Genomic DNA, 17365 nt, shown 5'->3' with positions numbered 1-17365 from the left:
GGGTTGCGAAACTTTCGGGTCACTGCTGGTAGGGTGCGTTGTGATACACGCTGTGATAAGCGCGCCGACGGATCTGGTCGCGGGGAATGCCGATATCGTTCAGCTGCTTGTCGCTGAGCTTTTCCAGCTTCCGAACGGTTTTTGAGAAAATCTGGCGTCGGAAATGTTCAACTTTTGCGTCGGCATATTTGGCAAAGAGGCCGTCCAAGAGGCCCTTATGAGTGTCAATCGTCTGTGCATGGGTCATTGCTGGTTCCTCCAATATTTGAGTTGCTTGGTTGTGATAGCTTCAAATAAGGGAGGCCACCGTTAAGGCCGCCAGTCGGAATCATTAAAGTTTGTTGAGATGACGCGTGCAGCTATTCGCGACCGGTCTGCCCTACCTGTTCCTCACTTACAGGAGTGCCCGCGCAGCGGAAGGCGCGTTGGCCTTGGTATCCGACGCTGGCGACCAACGCACAAGTCTGTATTTGGGTGATGCCGCCGAAGGGCCTACATCAGATCGTTTTCTACGTCTTCCGCAGATATTCCCAGTGCGTCCAGACCATTCTCAAGGTGGTCAGACATGTGCGGTGTTCCGATCAGGTAGTCTGCACAGGGGGTCGAAGCCTCGGACTTGGCGGTGGCGATGGCCTCGGCCAGATCTTCCGCGAAAAAGCTCTCGCGCCCGATCCACATGATGGCAACCAGTTCGGCCTGCTCGTCTTCGCTCATGCGGTCGATGAACGCCCGCAATTCGCCCTCGGCCCGGTTCAGTTCGCGGCCCATCATGGCGACCTGGGCGACTTTTCTTGCCGAGATTTCCAACATCTCTTCCACTCCTCGTGTTCGCGGTTGTTACGCCATCACAACCACCGACAGCGGCCTGCGTCTTTGATCTTGAACAAACAGGCGGATCAGCGCCGCGAACAAAATGTCCCGATAAAGTGATCCGGCTTGGGGCGTGCGCCGTAATGTGGTTATGTTTACCCAGACCAATACAGCGACCTTGGACGGACCAGCGGTTGAAACACCCGCCCCTCAACCTTGGCGCATCAACAAACACATCAAGGGTAGGCGGGTGAACGACATCAACGGCAAGCGCGAGACCAGGGCCGAATGGGTGGACCACGTCAGACGCATCCGGGATGCGCAGGATCAGGCGGCATTTGCCGATCTGTTCCAGCACTTCGCGCCGCGTATCAAGGCCTTTCTGATGAAGTCAGGGGCTGATGCCGCCATGGCAGAAGAGTGCGCGCAAGAGGTGATGGCGACCTTGTGGCACAAGGCCCACCTGTTCGATCCGACGCGTGCCACTGTGGCCACGTGGGTGTTCACCATCGCACGGAACAAGCGCATTGACGTGCTGCGCAAGCAACGCCGTCCTGAACCCGAGGATCTGGGTTGGGGTCCCGAGGCAGAGCCCGATCAGGATGACGTCATCGCGCTGCAACAGGAAACCGCGCAACTGCGCACCGCCTTGCAGGCGTTACCGGATGCGCAGCGGGACCTGATCGAGAAGGCGTATTTCGGCGACCTGAGTCACCGGGAAATAGCGTCACAAACCGGATTGCCACTGGGAACAATCAAGTCACGGATACGGCTGGCGCTGGATCGCTTGCGCCACGCGATGAATTGAGATGAGTAAGATGAACAAGTTGATCAAACATCACCTGATAGATGACCTGCTGATGGCCTATGCCGCAGGCAACCTGCCCGAAGCCTTCGATCTGATGGTCGCCACGCATCTGTCCCTATGCGACCGCTGCCGTGCGCGCGCAGAAAGCTATGACGCCGTTGGCGGGCAAGTTCTTGACAAGCAGAGTGAGGCAGTCAGCATGAGCGAAACCTCTCTGGCGGCCACGATGGCTTTGATCGCCAAGGGTGCTCCGGCGCCCAAGCCCGTTCGCCCGGGATGTGCAGTTCTGCCGGCCCCGTTGCAGGATTACGTGGGTGGAACAGTCAAGGACATCCGCTGGAGGCCGATTGGCATGGGCGTCAAACAGGCGATCCTGCCGACCACTAAAGACGCCACCGCCCGATTGCTGTTCATCCCAGCCGGTGCCGCCGTACCGGATCATGGCCATAACGGCATGGAGCTGACAATGGTTCTGCAAGGGGCTTTCTCGGACGAGGTTGACCGCTTTGCCCGCGGCGATGTCGAGATCGCTGACGAGGATCTTGAACATACGCCTGTGGCGGATATCTCGGAAGACTGCATTTGTCTGGCGGTTACGGATGCGCCGCTGAAATTCAACAAGCTGATGCCGCGCCTGTTCCAGCCCTTTCTGCGTATCTGAACGCTTGCAGGCGCTGGCCCATCAGAACCGGCCCGGTGCCGGTTCAGTTTTTCAACAGGATCCTCAGCCTTCGTGACGCGCCAGAGGTACAACCTCTGTTTCAGTATCGGGCGCGATTTCTTCGAAGTCGAAATTATCCAACCGCTGCGCCCGGCGGCCGGCCTTTTCGGCACTGATCTTGATTTCCGAGATATCCTTGGCCGCCTGACCGAAGTGACGGTCGAGGTTTGAAACGCGGTCACCCAGACGGTCCACATCCTTGTGCAGCAATCCCAGTTCTTTGCGGATCGCACCGGCCTGTTCACGCATGCGCGCATCTTTAAGGATCGCCCGCATCGTGTTCAGCGTGGCCATGCAGGTGGTGGGAGAGACGATCCAGACCCGTGCGGAGAACCCTTCGCGCACCACATCGGGCAGGCGGGCGTGCAGCTCGGCATAGATCGCTTCGGACGGGACGAACATCAGGGCACCGTCAGCGGTTTCCCCTTCGAGGATGTATTTCTCGGAAATGGCCTTGATATGCACTTTCACGGCAGCGCCAAAAGCCCGCAGGCATCTTTCAACATCTGCCTTGGTCTGCGCGGCGGCAAGTGCTTCGAAATCCTCAAGCGGGAATTTCGCGTCAATCACGATCGGGCCAGGCGGGTTAGGCAGATGCACCAGGCAATCCGCGCGCCTGCCGTTCGACAAGGTGGCTTGCAGCGAATAGCTGTCCGCGGGCAGTGCCTTGGACACGATATCGTTCAGCTGAATCTCACCAAACATCCCGCGCCGCTGCTTGTTCGACAGGATATCCTGAAGGCTGAGAACATCGCCCGAAAGTTTCGTGATATTGTCCTGCGCCTTGTCGATGGCGGCCAGACGTTCCTGCAGCTGCGTCAGTGATGTCGCCGTCTGTTTTGACGAACCGTGCAGGGTTTCCTTCATCCGTTCCTGCATCTCGGCCAGCGCGCGGGCCGATTTCATCGCGTTATCCGCCAGCCGGTCATTCATCTGCTGCTGGACCGAGGACAAGCGTGCCTCGACCGTCTGGATCACCTGTACCTGCGCGTTGGCTTGCGTGTCCGAAACATGCTGCAAGCCGCCGCGCAACTGTTCCTGCCCCTGCCCCAGCTGCTGCACATGCTGACCCAGAAGCGCCATCTGCCGCGCCAGCGGTTCCGCCATCCGGGCCGAGCGATTAGCGGCGCGCAACGACAGGAACAGCAGTAGCAGGATCAGCGCAACTGTTCCGCCCACGATAAGAACAACCGGGTCATCCAGTGCATATTCTGTTCCTGCAATCTTGATCATGTCGCCTCGAATGTTCTTGTTTTATTCTTACTAACCTGCAGTGGCCAATGGATCAACTGCGCCCGAACAGGCGTTCGATGTCGCTTAGCTTCAGTTCCACATATGTTGGTCGCCCGTGATTGCACTGGCCGGAATGCGGCGTCGCCTCCATCTCGCGCAGCAGCGCGTTCATTTCCTCGGCCCGCATACGGCGGCCGGACCGAACCGAGCCGTGGCAGGCAACCCGGCTGAGAATCGCCTCGATCCTTGCCTGCACCATCTGGCTTTCGCCCTGTTCGGCCAGTTCGTCGAGGATATCCAGGATCATCGCGCGCGCATCGACCTCGCCCAGAATGGCCGGGGTTTCGCGCACGGCAATGGCGCCTCCACCAAAGGGTTCGATGGTCAGCCCAAAACGGGACAGGTCATCACAGACAGCCATCAGACGGGCGCAGTCACCTTCGGACAACTCAACAATCTCAGGGATCAAAAGCGCCTGCGCCGCAACGCCCGTCTTGGCCATCTGTGTTTTCAGCTTTTCATAGACCAGCCGTTCATGCGCGGCGTGCTGATCAACGATCACCATTCCATCGGCAGTCTGGGCGATGATGTAGTTTTCATGCACCTGTCCGCGCGCGGCGCCCAGTGGAAGATTCTGGGCATCAGGCTCCTGACCCTGCGAAGCGGGTGCAACCGGGATCGGATCGACAATGCTGCCGCTGTAATCATGCGCCAGTTCCGCAAAACCCGGAGCCTGTGCCCGGTACGCAGCCTGGCGCGCTGCAGGCGACGGGCGATCCATCTGATAGACCCGCGCTGGTGCAGACTGCGCGGGTTCCGGTCGCATTGCACCCAAGGTCGCATTGGCCACGGTCGAGGACGCGCGATGCCCGGCCTCTGCCAATGCGTGGCGCAGGCTGGATACGATAAGCCCGCGCGCAACGCCGGGATCGCGGAACCGGACCTCGGACTTGGCAGGGTGAACGTTCACGTCAACCAATGTCGGGTCGCAGTCGATGAACAATGCCGCAGCCGGGTGACGGTCCCGGCTTAGGAAATCGAAATAAGCCGCCCGTAAAGCGCCGGTCAGCATCTTGTCGCGCACGGGACGCCCGTTGACAAAAAGGTACTGCGCCACCGCAGCGCCACGGGAATAGGTCGGCAGGGCCGCATAGCCAAAAAGCCTGAGGCCGTCGCGCGAGGCATCGACCCGCAGCGCATTCTCAGCAAACTCGCGCCCGATCACACGGGCAAGACGGGCGTGCAAGGCGTCAAACAGGTCGCCATTCTCGCGATCCGCGCGGAAGATCACGCGGCCTACGCCACCGCCCGAGACATCGCGCAGGGTAAATGTGACGGATGGCTCAGCCATCGCCAGCCGCTTCACCATGTCCGTGATCGCCTGCGCCTCGGCCCGATCGGTGCGCATGAATTTCAGCCGGGCGGGGGTGGCGAAGAACAGATCGCGCAGCTCGACCACCGTGCCCGCGCGCAGGGCGGCAGGCTTGACCGAACCCATCTTGCCACCCGCGACATGGATCTGCGCCGCATCCAGACCCGGCGCACGGCTGGTTATGGTCAGGCGTCCGACAGCCCCCAACGAAGGCAAGGCTTCGCCTCGAAACCCGAAGGTGTGGATATTCAGCAGATCCGATCCGTCGATCTTTGATGTGGCATGGCGCGACAGGGCAAGCGGCAAATCTTCAGCCGGGATACCGCACCCATCGTCGGTCACGCGGATCAGCGTCTTTCCCCCGTCGGCGATTTCGACGGCTACACGCGTGGCCCCGGCATCCAGTGCATTCTCGACCAGTTCCTTGACGGCCGAGGCCGGGCGTTCCACCACTTCACCCGCCGCAATACGGTTGATCGCAGCATCGTCAAGCTGTCTGATCACGGGGCGATTTTCGCTGATATTGGGGTTTGTCTGCGCCATACCCCTAGACCTAGCACAACCGCGCACGATTCTACCACCGGTTTGAGCATGTCTTCTGTTCGGAAAGGGGCACCCGGATAGCTGTGAATGAATCCCATTCCGTACCATCCGGGCGTACCAAAGTGAGTGGTGTGTTCAGCTAGTCAATGGGCAGCCCTCTAGCATGAGACTTCCCAAAAATCTGCTTAAGATTAACCTTAACGGCATCTGGGCAGAGTTTGGCCGATGACGCTCGGGCATCTGCGGCAGGAAAATGCCGTCTCAGGCTGATGTCTGAACACCAACACGAGTGCGGCATGGGCCAAACATGGCCGCCAGCGCCAGGATCAGCCCGGACATCGTTGCGATCATCCCTGCCGCACTGACCGCATCCGCTGCGCCCAGCCACAGGGGCCCGTATCCTGCCAGCACATACCCTGTCACGGCAGAGGTTATAGCGATCACGACGCTCCAGCCAATCTGCGCCTCAAGCCGGTTGGTCAGCATCCGCGCGGCTGCCGGAGGGCAGATAAACATCGCGATCACGATGATCGAGCCTACCGCGTCAAAAGCGGCAACCGCCGCGATAGCCGCAGTGATGACGAGCGCCATGCCCAGAAGTCCCGTGCGAATACCAATCGTGCGGGCGAAACCTTCGTCAAAGGTGGAAATCTTCAACGGCCGCCAAAACAGCCATGTAAACAGCATCACACCCACCAGTGTCAGCGCAATACGGGGCAGTTCCGGGGGCAATCCGGCAAGGGCCTGAGCGTCCAGCAGCGAGGACCACCCAGTCGCGTCCAGCCAGATCAGGCTTTCGAGATTACCGTAAAGCGCATGTTCCACGTCCAGATGCACGGTTGACGTATCCGTCTGCTCAAGCAGCAGGACGCCTGCCGCGAACATGGTGGTAAAGACCACGCCCATGGCGGCACCGGGTTCGATTTGACCCAGTCGGCGAATGGCCTCGATCAGAACCACGGCCACAATGGCAGCGCCCGCAGCACCCAGCATCATCGGCCAGGTCGATATTGCCCCGGTCAGCAGGAACGCCACAACAATGCCCGGCAGCACCACATGGCTGATCGCGTCCCCGATCAGTGCCTGTTTGCGCAGCACCAGAAAGTTGCCGGGCAAGGCGCAGGCGATGGCTGCGAACGTGCCAATCAGCAGCGGCGTCAGAGACAGCGGGACGAATTCTTCACCACTCATGCCGGTATCCCTTGCGGTCCGCCAATCTGGCGGTCGATCTCATCAATCTGGTCCCGTGTCAGAACGGTTTCGATATCGCGCAACCCGTCATAGAGCGCAGCTGTCGCCTCGTGCGCCTGATCGGCACGCACGATTTCCCATCGCTTTTCATCCCGCAGGGCTTTGGCCGCGCGGGCCTTACCGGTGTCCGTCGCCACGCCATCCGCCCGGACAAGCCCGGCACGCCGCAGCAAACGCAAGGTCAGGGGCTCATAGATCTTCTGCCCTTGCGCCATCGCCAGAAGCCCCTGACGAATATGCACTCGGCGCTGAAACCGCAGATGCCGCAGCACTGCCGCCAGAACGCCGCGCATCGGGGCGAAGAAGAGGGAGGCGAGGAAAAAGGCAAAGCTGACCAGCACGATAATCGGGCCGGTTGGAAGATTGGGCGCAGATGCGGATATGGCAGCGCCGATATATCCGGCCAGACCACCGGCCAGCCCGGCCAACAGAACAACGCGTTCCGAGCGGTCAGACCAGAACCGGGCGGTCACTGCCGGAATGATCAGCAAAGCCACGATCAGGATCAGGCCGACGATTTTCAGGCCGACCACGGTCACGGCCATGACCAGCCCCATCATGGCCAGATCGATACGATGCACCGGCAACCCGCGCGCCGCTGCATATTCGGGATCGAATGCGACAAGGGTCATCGGACGGCGGATGATCAGCACCAGAGCCAAGGTCAAGGCTCCACCAAGTGCGATGATCACCGCATCGGCCCACAGCATTCCGGCGGTCGAACCCAACAGGAAACCTTCCAGCCCGGCCTGACGGCCAACCCCCATGGATTGGATGACCGTCAGCAGTACGATTCCAAAGCCGAAGAACACAGACAGGATCGCACCGATCGCGGCGTCCTCAGCCAGGCGGGTACGCCGTGTCAGCCAGTTCATGCACAACAGACCAACCCAGGCTGAAATAGCGGACCCCACCAGCAGGCCCGGCAGGTTACGCCCGTCCCCGCCCAGTGCGACCAGCACCATGAAAGCGATACAGACGCCCGGCAGGGTTGCATGGCTGATTGCGTCGCTGACAAGGGCGCGCTTGCGCAGAAACAGGAATGTCCCCGTTACGCCCGCCGACACGCCCAGCAATGTCGCACCGATGGCAACCAGCGTGGCGTTATAGCCAAGCTGAAGGGTCAGAGCATCCCAAAGCATGAGTTATCCCAGCGCGCGTGAAATCTGATCGATCTGGGCCGTTGCCAACCTGCCACCATAGGCCGATTGCAGCGTTTCCGCAGTGAAAGCCTCGGCCACTGAACCCTCGGCCACCTTGCGGGTGTTGATCAGGAAAACGTGGTCGAAATAGTCGGTCACGGTGGCCAGATCGTGATGCACGACAACGACTGTCTTACTGGCCTCTTTCAGTGATTTCAGCACCGCGATGATGGCTTTTTCAGTAGCAGCGTCGACACCGGCAAACGGCTCGTCCAGTAGATACAGATCAGCATCCTGAGCCAGAGCACGCGCCAGAAACACACGCTGTTGCTGGCCACCGGACAGCTGGCCAATCTGGCGATCCGCGAAATCGCGCATTCCGACACGGTTCAGGCAATCCATCGCACGGGCCTTGTGGCGCGCGCGCAAGCGGCCCAACAGGCCCAGTTCACGCGACAGACCCATCAGAACCACGTCGATCACCCGTGTCGGGAAATCCCAGTCCACACTGGCACGCTGGGGAACATAGGCAACACGTGCGCGTTGCGAGTTCAGCGGCTGACCAAATACTGTCACCTGCCCCGACAATGGCGTAACGATGCCCAGCGCCGCCTTGAGCAGCGTTGATTTTCCAGCGCCGTTTGGCCCGATAATGGCGGTCATCGCGCCGGGCGTAACCGTCATATCAACCGAAAAGACCGCAGGTTTCTGTCCGTAGGAAACCGTCAGCCCCCGCACAGCCAGAGGGCTGTTATCCAGGTTTTGTTCCTGGACCGTCACACCTTCGTTGCTGATCAGCCCCAGCATCTCTCAGAACCCCGCTGACAGTTTGCCGTTCATGCCGCGATCGGGAACTTCTCCGCCCAATGCGCCTGCGATAACGGTGATATTGTGGTCCAGCATCCCGATATAAGTGCCTTCATAGGTGCCATCCTCGCCCATGGCATCCGAGAACAACTCGCCCCCGACCTTCACCTCGTGCCCTTTGGCTGCGGCCCCTTCGATCAGCGCGCGGATCGACCGGTCAGAAACCGAGCTTTCGACGAAGACCGCCGTGATCCTGCGATCAACCAACAGGTCAACCAGCTCTCCGATCCGGTTCAGGCCCGCCTCGGATTGGGTCGAGATGCCCTGAATGCCCAGAACCTCGAACCCGAAACTTTCACCGAAATAACCAAAGGCGTCGTGGGCGGTGACCAGAACCTTGTTGTGATCCGGTACGGTGGACAGGATTTTCTCGGCATAGGCCGTCAGACGGTCTATGTCGGCCAGATGGGCTTGTGCATTCGCGGCAAAAACCTCGGCTGCTTCGGGGCGTGCCTCGGTCAGGGCGCGCTGCACCTCCACAACAACCTCGCGCCACAGCACGGGCGTCATCCATAGATGCGGATCATACTTGTCGGCATAATTGTCGTGCGCGCGCAGCCTGGACTTGTCTACGCCTTCTGCAACCGCAATAACGGTCCGTTTCCGCTCAAGATCATGAAAGAAGTCTTCCATTTGCGCTTCGAGATACAGGCCGTGCCACAGAACCAGGTCTGCTCGGGTCATCGCCACAATATCGCTGCGCGTCTGGCGATAGGCATGGGGATCAACGCCGGGGCCCATAAGCCCTCTGACCTCAACCAGATCACCACCGACCTGACGCGCCGCATCTGCAATCATGCCCGTTGTGGCCACCACTTTCAGCGGTGCCCCGGCAAACGCCATGGCTGGCACCGAAAGGGCCAGAGCCAATAGTGCAAGGTAATGCCGACGAATCATTTCCAACCTCGATTTGGATGCGCGTTGGATCAAATATGAGAACCATTCGCAACTAAGTCAACGCTAATGAGAATTATTCGCAAGAAAACCTCTGTTATTTGTCCAAATGGTCAAAAATATTCGATCATTGCGCCGGAACGCCTTCCATTCCCGAGCCACCCGTGCGATTTTGTCGCAAACCTCCCAAAGGACGTAACCATGGATACGCAGAGCTCAGAAAGCCCCGTGCGCACCGCGCATCTGCCGCAAGTAACCGAACCCCGGAACCCCGGAATGGAACTGGATCTGGACTGGGTGCGCGCCGTTCAGGCCAATACTTCCGCGATTGAACGCCGTGCGGCCACATTGCCGGGCCGCCGTTCGGTCAAGAAGGAATATCAGGCTGCGTGGCTGCTGAAAGCCATCACGATGATCGACCTGACCACGCTGTCGGGCGATGATACGGTGGGCCGTGTGCGCCGCTTGTGTGCGAAGGCCCGTCAGCCGGTTGCGCCTTCGGTTCTTCAGGCTCTGGACATGCCGCCGATCACGACAGGGGCGGTTTGCGTCTATCACGATATGATCGAAACCGCTGTGGACGCCTTGAAAGGCACTGGCATTCCGGTCGCTGCTGTGTCCACCGGCTTTCCCGCCGGCCTGTCCCCGTTCCATCTGCGCGTGGCCGAGATCGAGGAAAGCGTGAAAGCCGGGGCCGAGGAAATCGACATCGTGATCTCGCGCCGTCATGTGCTGTCAGGTGACTGGCAGGCCCTGTATGATGAGATGAAGGCGTTCCGCGTGGCTTGTGGCGATGCCCATGTCAAAGCCATTCTTGCGACCGGAGAATTGGGCAGCTTGCGCAATGTCGCGCGCGCCTCGCTGGTCTGCATGATGGCCGGGGCGGATTTCATCAAGACCTCGACAGGCAAGGAAAGCGTCAACGCCACCCTGCCCGTGTCGCTGGTAATGATCCGCGCGATCCGCGATTACTATGACCGCACCGGATACCGGGTCGGGTATAAACCTGCGGGTGGTATTTCGAAAGCCAAGGACGCGCTGGTTTATCTGTCGCTGATCAAGGACGAACTGGGCGACCGCTGGCTGGAACCGGATCTGTTCCGCTTTGGCGCCTCGTCGTTGCTGGGCGATATCGAGCGGCAGTTGGAACACTATGTGACCGGAGCCTATTCGGCTGGTTACAGGCATTCGATGGGCTGAGCCCGTGGATATGTCTGGACAGTGAGTATTTGGGAAAAGATGAAGTCATGACAGTCAATGAGATTTTTGAGACCATGGAATACGGCCCCGCCCCCGAAAGCGCCGCCGAGGCGCTGGCCTGGCTGGTCGATCAAGGCGACAAGTTCGGACACTATATCGATGGTGCGTTCACCAAGCCTGGCAAAGGGTTTGACAGCCGCAACCCTGCGACCGGGGAGGTTCTGGCGAAACTGACGCAGGCCAAGCAGGCCGACGTGGACGCCGCTGTAGCCGCCGCGCGCAAGGCTCAGCCGAATTGGGAGAAACTGGGCGGCGCGGGCCGTGCGCGGTATCTCTATGCAATTGCGCGCCTGCTGCAAAAGCATTCGCGTTTGTTTGCGGTACTGGAAAGCCTCGACAACGGCAAACCGATCCGGGAATCGCGTGACATCGATATTCCGCTCGCGCAGCGGCATTTCTATTATCACGCCGGCATGGCGCAGCTGATGGAAAGCGAGCTGCCCGACGCCGAAGCGCTGGGTGTGTGCGGTCAGATCATTCCGTGGAACTTCCCCTTGCTGATGTTGGCGTGGAAGATCGCGCCTGCGCTGGCGATGGGGAATACGGTGGTTCTGAAACCGGCTGAATATACCTCGCTGACGGCGCTGTTGTTTGCCGATATCTGCACACAGGCCGGTCTGCCGAAAGGTGTCGTCAACATCGTCACCGGAGACGGTGCCGTGGGTGAGATGATCGTGGCCTCGGACGTGGACAAGATTGCCTTTACCGGCTCGACCGTTGTGGGCCGTCGCATCCGTGAGGCCACCGCCGGGTCAGGCAAGGAACTGACATTGGAACTGGGTGGCAAATCCGCTTACATCGTCTTTGATGACGCCGATATCGACTCTGCCATCGAAGGGCTGGTGGATGCGATCTGGTTCAATCAGGGTCAGGTCTGTTGTGCGGGCTCGCGCCTGCTGGTGCAGGAAGGCATCGCCGACCGTTTCCACGACAAGCTGCGCGCCCGGATGGACACGCTGCGCGTCGGCAATCCGCTGGATAAATGCATCGACGTGGGCGCGGTTGTAGACCCGGTTCAGTTGCAGACCATCAAAGGAATGGTCGAAAGCAACACTGCGGGCCGTGTGCACCAAGCCGCCTGCGATCTTCCCGCAAACGGCTGCTACTACCCGCCAACACTGATCTCGGGGCTCGAGACCTCGGACCCGTTGATGCAGGAAGAGATCTTTGGTCCGGTTCTGGTGTCTTCGACCTTCCGCACACCGGAAGAGGCGGTCGAGCTGGCCAACAACACCCGGTATGGTCTGGCGGCGACCGTCTGGACCGAGAATGTGAACCTTGCGCTGGATATTGCGCCCAAGCTGGTTGCGGGCGTGGTTTGGGTGAACGCCACCAATCTGTTTGACGCTGCTGCCGGGTTCGGTGGGGTCCGCGAAAGCGGCTTTGGCCGCGAAGGCGGCTGGGAAGGGCTGGCCGCCTATACCAAACCCAAGGGCAAGGCGAAGCCGCTGGCAAAGGTCGAGGCAGCCATGGGCGAAGGGGGCCCGGTCGACCCCATCGACCGCACCGCCAAGATGTATGTCGGCGGCAAGCAGGCGCGGCCCGATGGTGGTTATTCGAAACCGATTTGGGGCAAGTCCGGCCTGCTGGGCCATGTGGGTCTTGCCAACCGCAAGGACGTCCGCAACGCGGTCGAGGCTGCGGCAGGTGCCAAAGGGTGGTCCAGGACCACCGGCCATCTGCGGGCCCAGATCCTGTATTACATCGGAGAAAACCTTTCGGCCCGCGCCGATGAATTCGCGGCGCGGATCGACGCCATGACCGGCAGGAAAGACGGCGCGAAAGAAGTTGAGGCCTCGATCCAGCGCCTGTTTACTGCCGCGGCATGGGCCGACAAATATGACGGTCAGGTGCATGGCGTTCCGATCCGGGGCGTGGCCATCGCCATGAAGGAACCCGTTGGCGTGATCGGCGCGCTTTGCGCGGATGAGGCACCGCTGCTGGGTCTGGTCTCGGCTATGGCGCCTGCGATTGCGATGGGCAACCGGACGGTTCTGGTGGCCAGCGAGCCCTACCCGCTTGCAGCGACGGATTTCTACCAGATCCTTGAGACTTCGGACGTGCCCGCTGGTGTGGTCAACATCCTGACCGGTAGTCATGCCGAGCTGGCGAAACCGCTGGCCTCGCATCTGAATGTCGACGCTGTCTGGTCGTTCTCGTCCACTGACCTGTCGAAAGAGATCGAGGTCGTTTCAGCCGGGAACCTGAAACGGACCTGGGTCAATAACGCGACGGCATTTGATTGGAGCATGGACCATTCCCGCCGCTTCCTTCAGGCTGCAACCGAAGTGAAAAACATCTGGGTGCCCTACGGCGAGTAGGGCTCCCTGCCAAGGGAGGCCTAAATGGATTTCTCAGGAAAAACCGTCATCGTGATTGGCGGAACCAGCGGTATCAATCGCGGCATTGCCGAGGCTTTTGCGGCCTCGGGCGCCAAACTGGCCGTGGCCAGCCGGTCGCAGGAAAAGGTCGATGACACCATCGCTGCGCTGAAGGCCGCGGGCGCACAGGATTCGATTGGGGCTGCGTTTGATGTGCGCGATGCCGACGCTGTGGCGGCGGGACTGAAGCAGTTCCATGACGCCTTCGGGGATTTCGATGTGCTGATCTCGGGCGCGGCGGGCAATTTCCCGGCGCTGGCATCCGAAATGTCAGTCAACGCGTTCAAGACCGTGATCGATATCGACTTGATGGGCACGATCCACGTGATGAAGGGGGCCTATCCGTTCCTCAAACGCCCCGGTGCCAGCATCATCAATATCTCGGCCCCGCAATCCTATCTGCCGTATGAGGGCCAGTCCCATGTCTGCGCCGCCAAGGCGGGAGTCGACCAGATCACCCGCACCTTGTCAATGGAATGGGGTGTCGAGGGGATAAGGGTGAATTCGGTTGTGCCGGGGTTCATCGAAGGCACCGAAGGTGCGAGACGCCTTGCGCCCACCCAAAACGCCCACGAAGAACTTCGCCGGGACGTGCCGTTGGGCCGCTGGGGTCAGCCGCAGGACGTGGCCAATGCCTGCCTGTTCCTCAGCTCGGATCTGGCCAGTTATATCAGCGGCACGGTTCTGGCCGTGGACGGGGCACTCTATCAGCGCGGATCGGGCAAGTTCGGGCAGATGATGGGCGATATGCTGCGGAGTATGAAAAAGAGGTGAGCCGCAACTCACCCCTTGCAGTTCAGTTGGTAGTTTCCAGACCAACCGGCTTTCCAACAACAGTGAAATGCAGGCCGTCCGGGTCCAACAGTTCGGATGCAACGCGGTTCACGTCTTCCAGTGTGACCGCGTTCACCTTGTCATTGCGGGTGGCGATATAGTCGATGGGCAATCCCTCCATCTGCATCCCCACCATGATCCCGGCAATCTGTCCGCTGCCGTCAAAGCGCAGCGGATAAGCGCCGGTCAGATAGGTTTTGGCATCGTCCAGTTCCTTCTGCGTCACCCCTTCGGTGGCGGCGCGCGCCCATTCGTTTCGAATAACCTCTATCGCCTCGGCAATGCGGTCATTGGCCGATGACACCGACCCCAGGTAAACCGAGGCCAGATCCTTGGGCACAAGATAGGTTCCAACCCCATAGGTCAGGCCACGCTTTTCGCGCACCTCCTGCATCAGACGGCTTTCGAACCCGCCACCGCCAAGGATGTGGTTCAGGATATAGGCGGCAAAGAAATCAGGATCGTCCCGATCTATTCCGGCATGGCCAAACAGCGCCACGGATTGCGGGGTGTCAAACTCGACAACACTGATCCCGCCGGGGATGGTCACGTTGGCCTTGCCCGGGATGGGCTTGCCCGTTTCCGGCAGGTCGGCGAGCAACGTGTCAAGCAATGCGCCCAGTTCTTCGGCCGTTATATCGCCGACGGCCCCCACATAAAGGCGATCCTTGGCAAAAACGCTTTCATACGCCGTAACCACATCATCCCGTGTCAGCGCCGAGACACTTTCGATCGTGCCCTTGCCTTCGGAACCGTAAGGGTGATCGCCATAGGCCATCTGGGCAAAGTTGCGGCCTGCAATCTCGTTCGGGTCGGTCTGATCTGATCGCAGCCCGGACAGGATTTGCGCGCGCACACGGTCAACCGCGTCCTGATCAAAGCGCGGTTCGTGAATCGTCTCACGCAGCAGGTCGGAAACCTCATCCCGGTTTTCGGTCAGAAAACGTGCGGAAATCGAAACCGTGTCGTCACCGGCGTTATAGCGGAACGATGCGGCCAGCGCCTGAAGCTCGCGCGCATAGGTCCGCGCGTCCATTTCGCCGGACCCTTCCTCGATCAGCCCGCTCATCAGATAGACCGCGCCGCGCTTGTCCGGGTCGTCCAGCGACGTACCGCCACGGAAGCGCAGCTCAAGCGCGGTAAACGGGATCGAGTGATCCTCGACAAGCCATGCGGTGATCCCGCCGGGCGAGGTTACTTCCTCGATCTCGATCTCGGCCAAAGCGGGCAGAGCAACCAGACAGGTAATCAGCGTTGCGAGAAACCGTTTCATTGCGTCACCTCATCATCGCGCATCAGCCAGCCGGTGACCGACGCCTTGGGTTGCAGAACGTCGCGGGCGGCGGCGATGATTTCGTCTCCGGTCACGGTCTGAAGGATATCAGGCCATGCCTGCACGTCCTGTATTGTCAGGCCGCTGGTCAGGGCGCGCCCATAGCGGTTGCCGATCCCGTCCACATTGTCCCGTGCATAGGTCTGCGCGGCCCGCAACTGCATCTTGATGCGGTTCAGATCGTCCTCGTCGACACCTTCGGCAATGAAATCGGCCACGGCCTGGTCCATGGCATCCTCGGCCTCTTGCAGGGAAACCCCTTCGGCGGGAACGACCAGCAGGTCGAATGTTGTGTCGTCCAGCGAGACGTCACGATAGAACGCCCCGGTATAAACAGCCATTTTCTGATCGAATTGCAGCTTTTCGTTCAGGTAAGAGGTCGTGCTGCCCCCCAGAAGTTCCGCCAACAGAAATAGGGCTGCCGCCTTTTCCTGATCGCCCGGATCGCGTTCCGGCGCCAGATAACTGCGCTGGACATAGGGTTGCGCCACGCGAGGGTCCTTGAATGTCAGACGACGTTCGGCGGTTTGCGGGGGTTCCTGCGACCGGACCCGTTCCGGCAAATCCGCATTGGCGGGAATCACACCGTAATACTGATCGGCCAGAGTGCGAACCTCGGCGGGATCAACGTCTCCGGTGACAACCAGAATGGCGTTATTGGGCGCGTAGTGGGTCTGGTAGAAAGACAGCGCGTCTTCCAGTTCCAGTTCTTCCATCTCGTGCTTCCAGCCGATGATCGGCACGCCATAACGGTGATTGAGGTATTGTGCTGCGCTCATCTGTTCGCCGAACAGGGCGCGCGGGTTGTTCTCGGTGCGCTGGTTGCGTTCCTCAAGGATCACATCGCGCTCGGTCACGATATCTTCTTCGCTCAGGCGAATGTTCCGCATCCGGTCCGATTCCATGCGCATCATCAGCTCAAGCCGGTCGGCGGCGACGCGCTGGAAATAGGCAGTGTAATCATACGAGGTGAACGCGTTGTCGTTGCCGCCATTGGCCGCGACGGTGGCCGAGAATTCGCCCGGTGCCAAAGTATCTGTGCCCTTGAACAGCAGGTGTTCAAGAAAATGCGCGACACCCGACGACCCGATCGGCTCATCCGCCGATCCGGCGCGGTACCAGACCATGTGCTGCACAACAGGCGCGCGGTGGTCTTCGACCACGACGACATCCATGCCGTTGTTCAAAGTGAATGTGGTGACCGCTTCTTTCCCACCCTCGGCAAAAGCCGGTGTGGTGGCGATCAGGGCAGCCGACAAGGCAAGGGCCCGAACCATGGGGCATCCTCCGTTTCGTTTCTGTCATTCAAACTACGGTGGTGCGGCCCGGGTTCAAGCCCGATGACGGAAAGTTAAGAATTATTCATTCGGCGGCGAGGTTGGAGTCTCGACCCCGGCCCGGCGGGCGGCTTCGGTTTCCGAATACGGATCGATCGACTGGCGTTCGTAGACCTGATTATAGCGGTCGACAGGGAACAGGCGCAGACCGGTCCAGCGGCCCCGGCGTTTGCGGAATGCGGCGTCCTCGGCTTCGACCACCTGCCGCGTATCGGGTGACACGCCATAACGGCTGGACGCCGTCACAAGCGCCGCATCCGACGACGGCACACCAGCGTTGGGGTTCAGGGCGGCGGCATTACCACCCAGCGCGACCACCAAATCGGCTTTGGGGGTCGGGTCTGTCAGGTTTCCGCCACCCGGCGTGGGTGCCGGCAGAAACGCGTAATCCTGAGGCTGGGTCAGCGGCTTGACTGGCAATACCGAAAATTCATCCGGGCCCTGTCCCGGAGGCGCCAGATCCCGCAGTCCGGGATTCGAACATGCCGCGACCGCAGCGGCAACTGTCAGAACAAATATGGCGCGCGGCATCCGCATTGGTGTCTCCAGCCTGTTTCAGGCGCTTTTATCGCAAATCAT

At 60.3% G+C, this 17365-nt stretch carries 16 protein-coding genes; 5 read left to right on the top strand and 11 right to left on the bottom strand.

The window, feature by feature from the left end; translation table 11 throughout:
- Window positions 1–19: 19 nt before the first annotated feature.
- Window positions 20–247 carry a DUF1127 domain-containing protein gene (locus AC2FLU_RS06145; RefSeq protein WP_480474217.1) on the bottom strand — a complete coding sequence of 76 codons (228 nt, stop codon included), beginning with the start codon at window positions 245–247 and terminating at the stop codon, window positions 20–22.
- 245 nt (window positions 248–492) lie between these two features.
- On the bottom strand, window positions 493–810 hold the full coding sequence (locus AC2FLU_RS06140; RefSeq protein WP_209505065.1) for a DUF3775 domain-containing protein: 318 nt from the start codon (window positions 808–810) through the stop codon (window positions 493–495).
- 151 nt (window positions 811–961) lie between these two features.
- On the opposite strand from AC2FLU_RS06140, the gene AC2FLU_RS06135 reads away from it, so the two are divergent.
- Together AC2FLU_RS06135 and AC2FLU_RS06130 are read left to right on the top strand one after the other, a co-directional pair.
- A complete protein-coding gene (locus AC2FLU_RS06135; protein ID WP_480517947.1) occupies window positions 962–1618 on the top strand; it encodes a sigma-70 family RNA polymerase sigma factor in 657 nt (218 codons plus the stop codon).
- Window positions 1619–1628: 10 nt separating this feature from the next.
- On the top strand, window positions 1629–2279 hold the full coding sequence (locus AC2FLU_RS06130; RefSeq protein ID WP_496811906.1) for a ChrR family anti-sigma-E factor: 651 nt from the start codon (window positions 1629–1631) through the stop codon (window positions 2277–2279).
- 63 nt (window positions 2280–2342) lie between these two features.
- Here the strand turns inward: AC2FLU_RS06130 and AC2FLU_RS06125 are convergent, their stop codons facing one another.
- The 6 genes from AC2FLU_RS06125 to AC2FLU_RS06100 all read right to left on the bottom strand — a co-directional run bounded on the left by AC2FLU_RS06125 (window position 2343) and on the right by AC2FLU_RS06100 (window position 9644).
- Window positions 2343–3572 carry a DNA recombination protein RmuC gene (locus AC2FLU_RS06125; RefSeq protein WP_480517951.1) on the bottom strand — a complete coding sequence of 410 codons (1230 nt, stop codon included), beginning with the start codon at window positions 3570–3572 and terminating at the stop codon, window positions 2343–2345.
- A 52-nt stretch (window positions 3573–3624) separates the two neighbouring features.
- A complete protein-coding gene (mutL, locus tag AC2FLU_RS06120) occupies window positions 3625–5487 on the bottom strand; it encodes a DNA mismatch repair endonuclease MutL (protein WP_496808910.1) in 1863 nt (620 codons plus the stop codon).
- A 261-nt stretch (window positions 5488–5748) separates the two neighbouring features.
- The gene (locus tag AC2FLU_RS06115) at window positions 5749–6678 is read right to left on the bottom strand and encodes a metal ABC transporter permease (RefSeq protein WP_496808911.1); all 930 of its coding nucleotides are present in this window, start codon (window positions 6676–6678) and stop codon (window positions 5749–5751) included.
- The gene (locus tag AC2FLU_RS06110) at window positions 6675–7880 is read right to left on the bottom strand and encodes a metal ABC transporter permease (protein ID WP_496808912.1); all 1206 of its coding nucleotides are present in this window, start codon (window positions 7878–7880) and stop codon (window positions 6675–6677) included. Before AC2FLU_RS06110 ends, AC2FLU_RS06115 begins: the two co-directional genes overlap by 4 nt.
- Window positions 7881–7883: 3 nt before the next feature.
- Window positions 7884–8687, bottom strand: coding sequence for a metal ABC transporter ATP-binding protein (locus AC2FLU_RS06105; RefSeq protein ID WP_480474224.1), 804 nt, complete (start codon window positions 8685–8687; stop codon window positions 7884–7886).
- A gap of 3 nt (window positions 8688–8690) precedes the next feature.
- Window positions 8691–9644, bottom strand: a complete 954-nt coding sequence (locus AC2FLU_RS06100) for a metal ABC transporter solute-binding protein, Zn/Mn family (protein ID WP_496808913.1) — start codon at window positions 9642–9644, stop codon at window positions 8691–8693.
- Between the two features lie 198 nt (window positions 9645–9842).
- On the opposite strand from AC2FLU_RS06100, the gene deoC reads away from it, so the two are divergent.
- Genes deoC through AC2FLU_RS06085 form a run of 3 tightly spaced genes read left to right on the top strand, consistent with a single transcriptional unit; the run spans window position 9843 to window position 14056 of the window.
- Window positions 9843–10841 (top strand): deoxyribose-phosphate aldolase, encoded by a 999-nt coding sequence (gene deoC, locus AC2FLU_RS06095; protein WP_480474226.1) that lies wholly within the window; start codon window positions 9843–9845, stop codon window positions 10839–10841.
- 47 nt (window positions 10842–10888) lie between these two features.
- Entirely contained in the window at window positions 10889–13222 is a 2334-nt protein-coding gene (locus AC2FLU_RS06090; protein WP_496808914.1) for an aldehyde dehydrogenase family protein, read from the top strand.
- 24 nt (window positions 13223–13246) lie between these two features.
- Window positions 13247–14056, top strand: coding sequence for an SDR family oxidoreductase (locus tag AC2FLU_RS06085; RefSeq protein ID WP_480554417.1), 810 nt, complete (start codon window positions 13247–13249; stop codon window positions 14054–14056).
- Between the two features lie 22 nt (window positions 14057–14078).
- Here the strand turns inward: AC2FLU_RS06085 and AC2FLU_RS06080 are convergent, their stop codons facing one another.
- From AC2FLU_RS06080 to AC2FLU_RS06070, 3 genes are all read right to left on the bottom strand, one after another.
- The gene (locus AC2FLU_RS06080) at window positions 14079–15389 is read right to left on the bottom strand and encodes a M16 family metallopeptidase (protein WP_496808915.1); all 1311 of its coding nucleotides are present in this window, start codon (window positions 15387–15389) and stop codon (window positions 14079–14081) included.
- Window positions 15386–16726 (bottom strand): M16 family metallopeptidase, encoded by a 1341-nt coding sequence (locus AC2FLU_RS06075; RefSeq protein ID WP_496808916.1) that lies wholly within the window; start codon window positions 16724–16726, stop codon window positions 15386–15388. Before AC2FLU_RS06075 ends, AC2FLU_RS06080 begins: the two co-directional genes overlap by 4 nt.
- Window positions 16727–16807: 81 nt before the next feature.
- Window positions 16808–17323: a DUF3035 domain-containing protein gene (locus AC2FLU_RS06070; protein WP_480474232.1), complete on the bottom strand. Its 516-nt coding sequence runs from the start codon at window positions 17321–17323 to the stop codon at window positions 16808–16810.
- Window positions 17324–17365 lie beyond the last annotated feature (42 nt).

The organism is Ruegeria sp. SAZD013 (assembly GCF_059612525.1).
The sequence above is the reverse complement of the archived record's forward strand: the minus strand, read 5'-3'. Positions and strand labels throughout refer to the sequence as shown.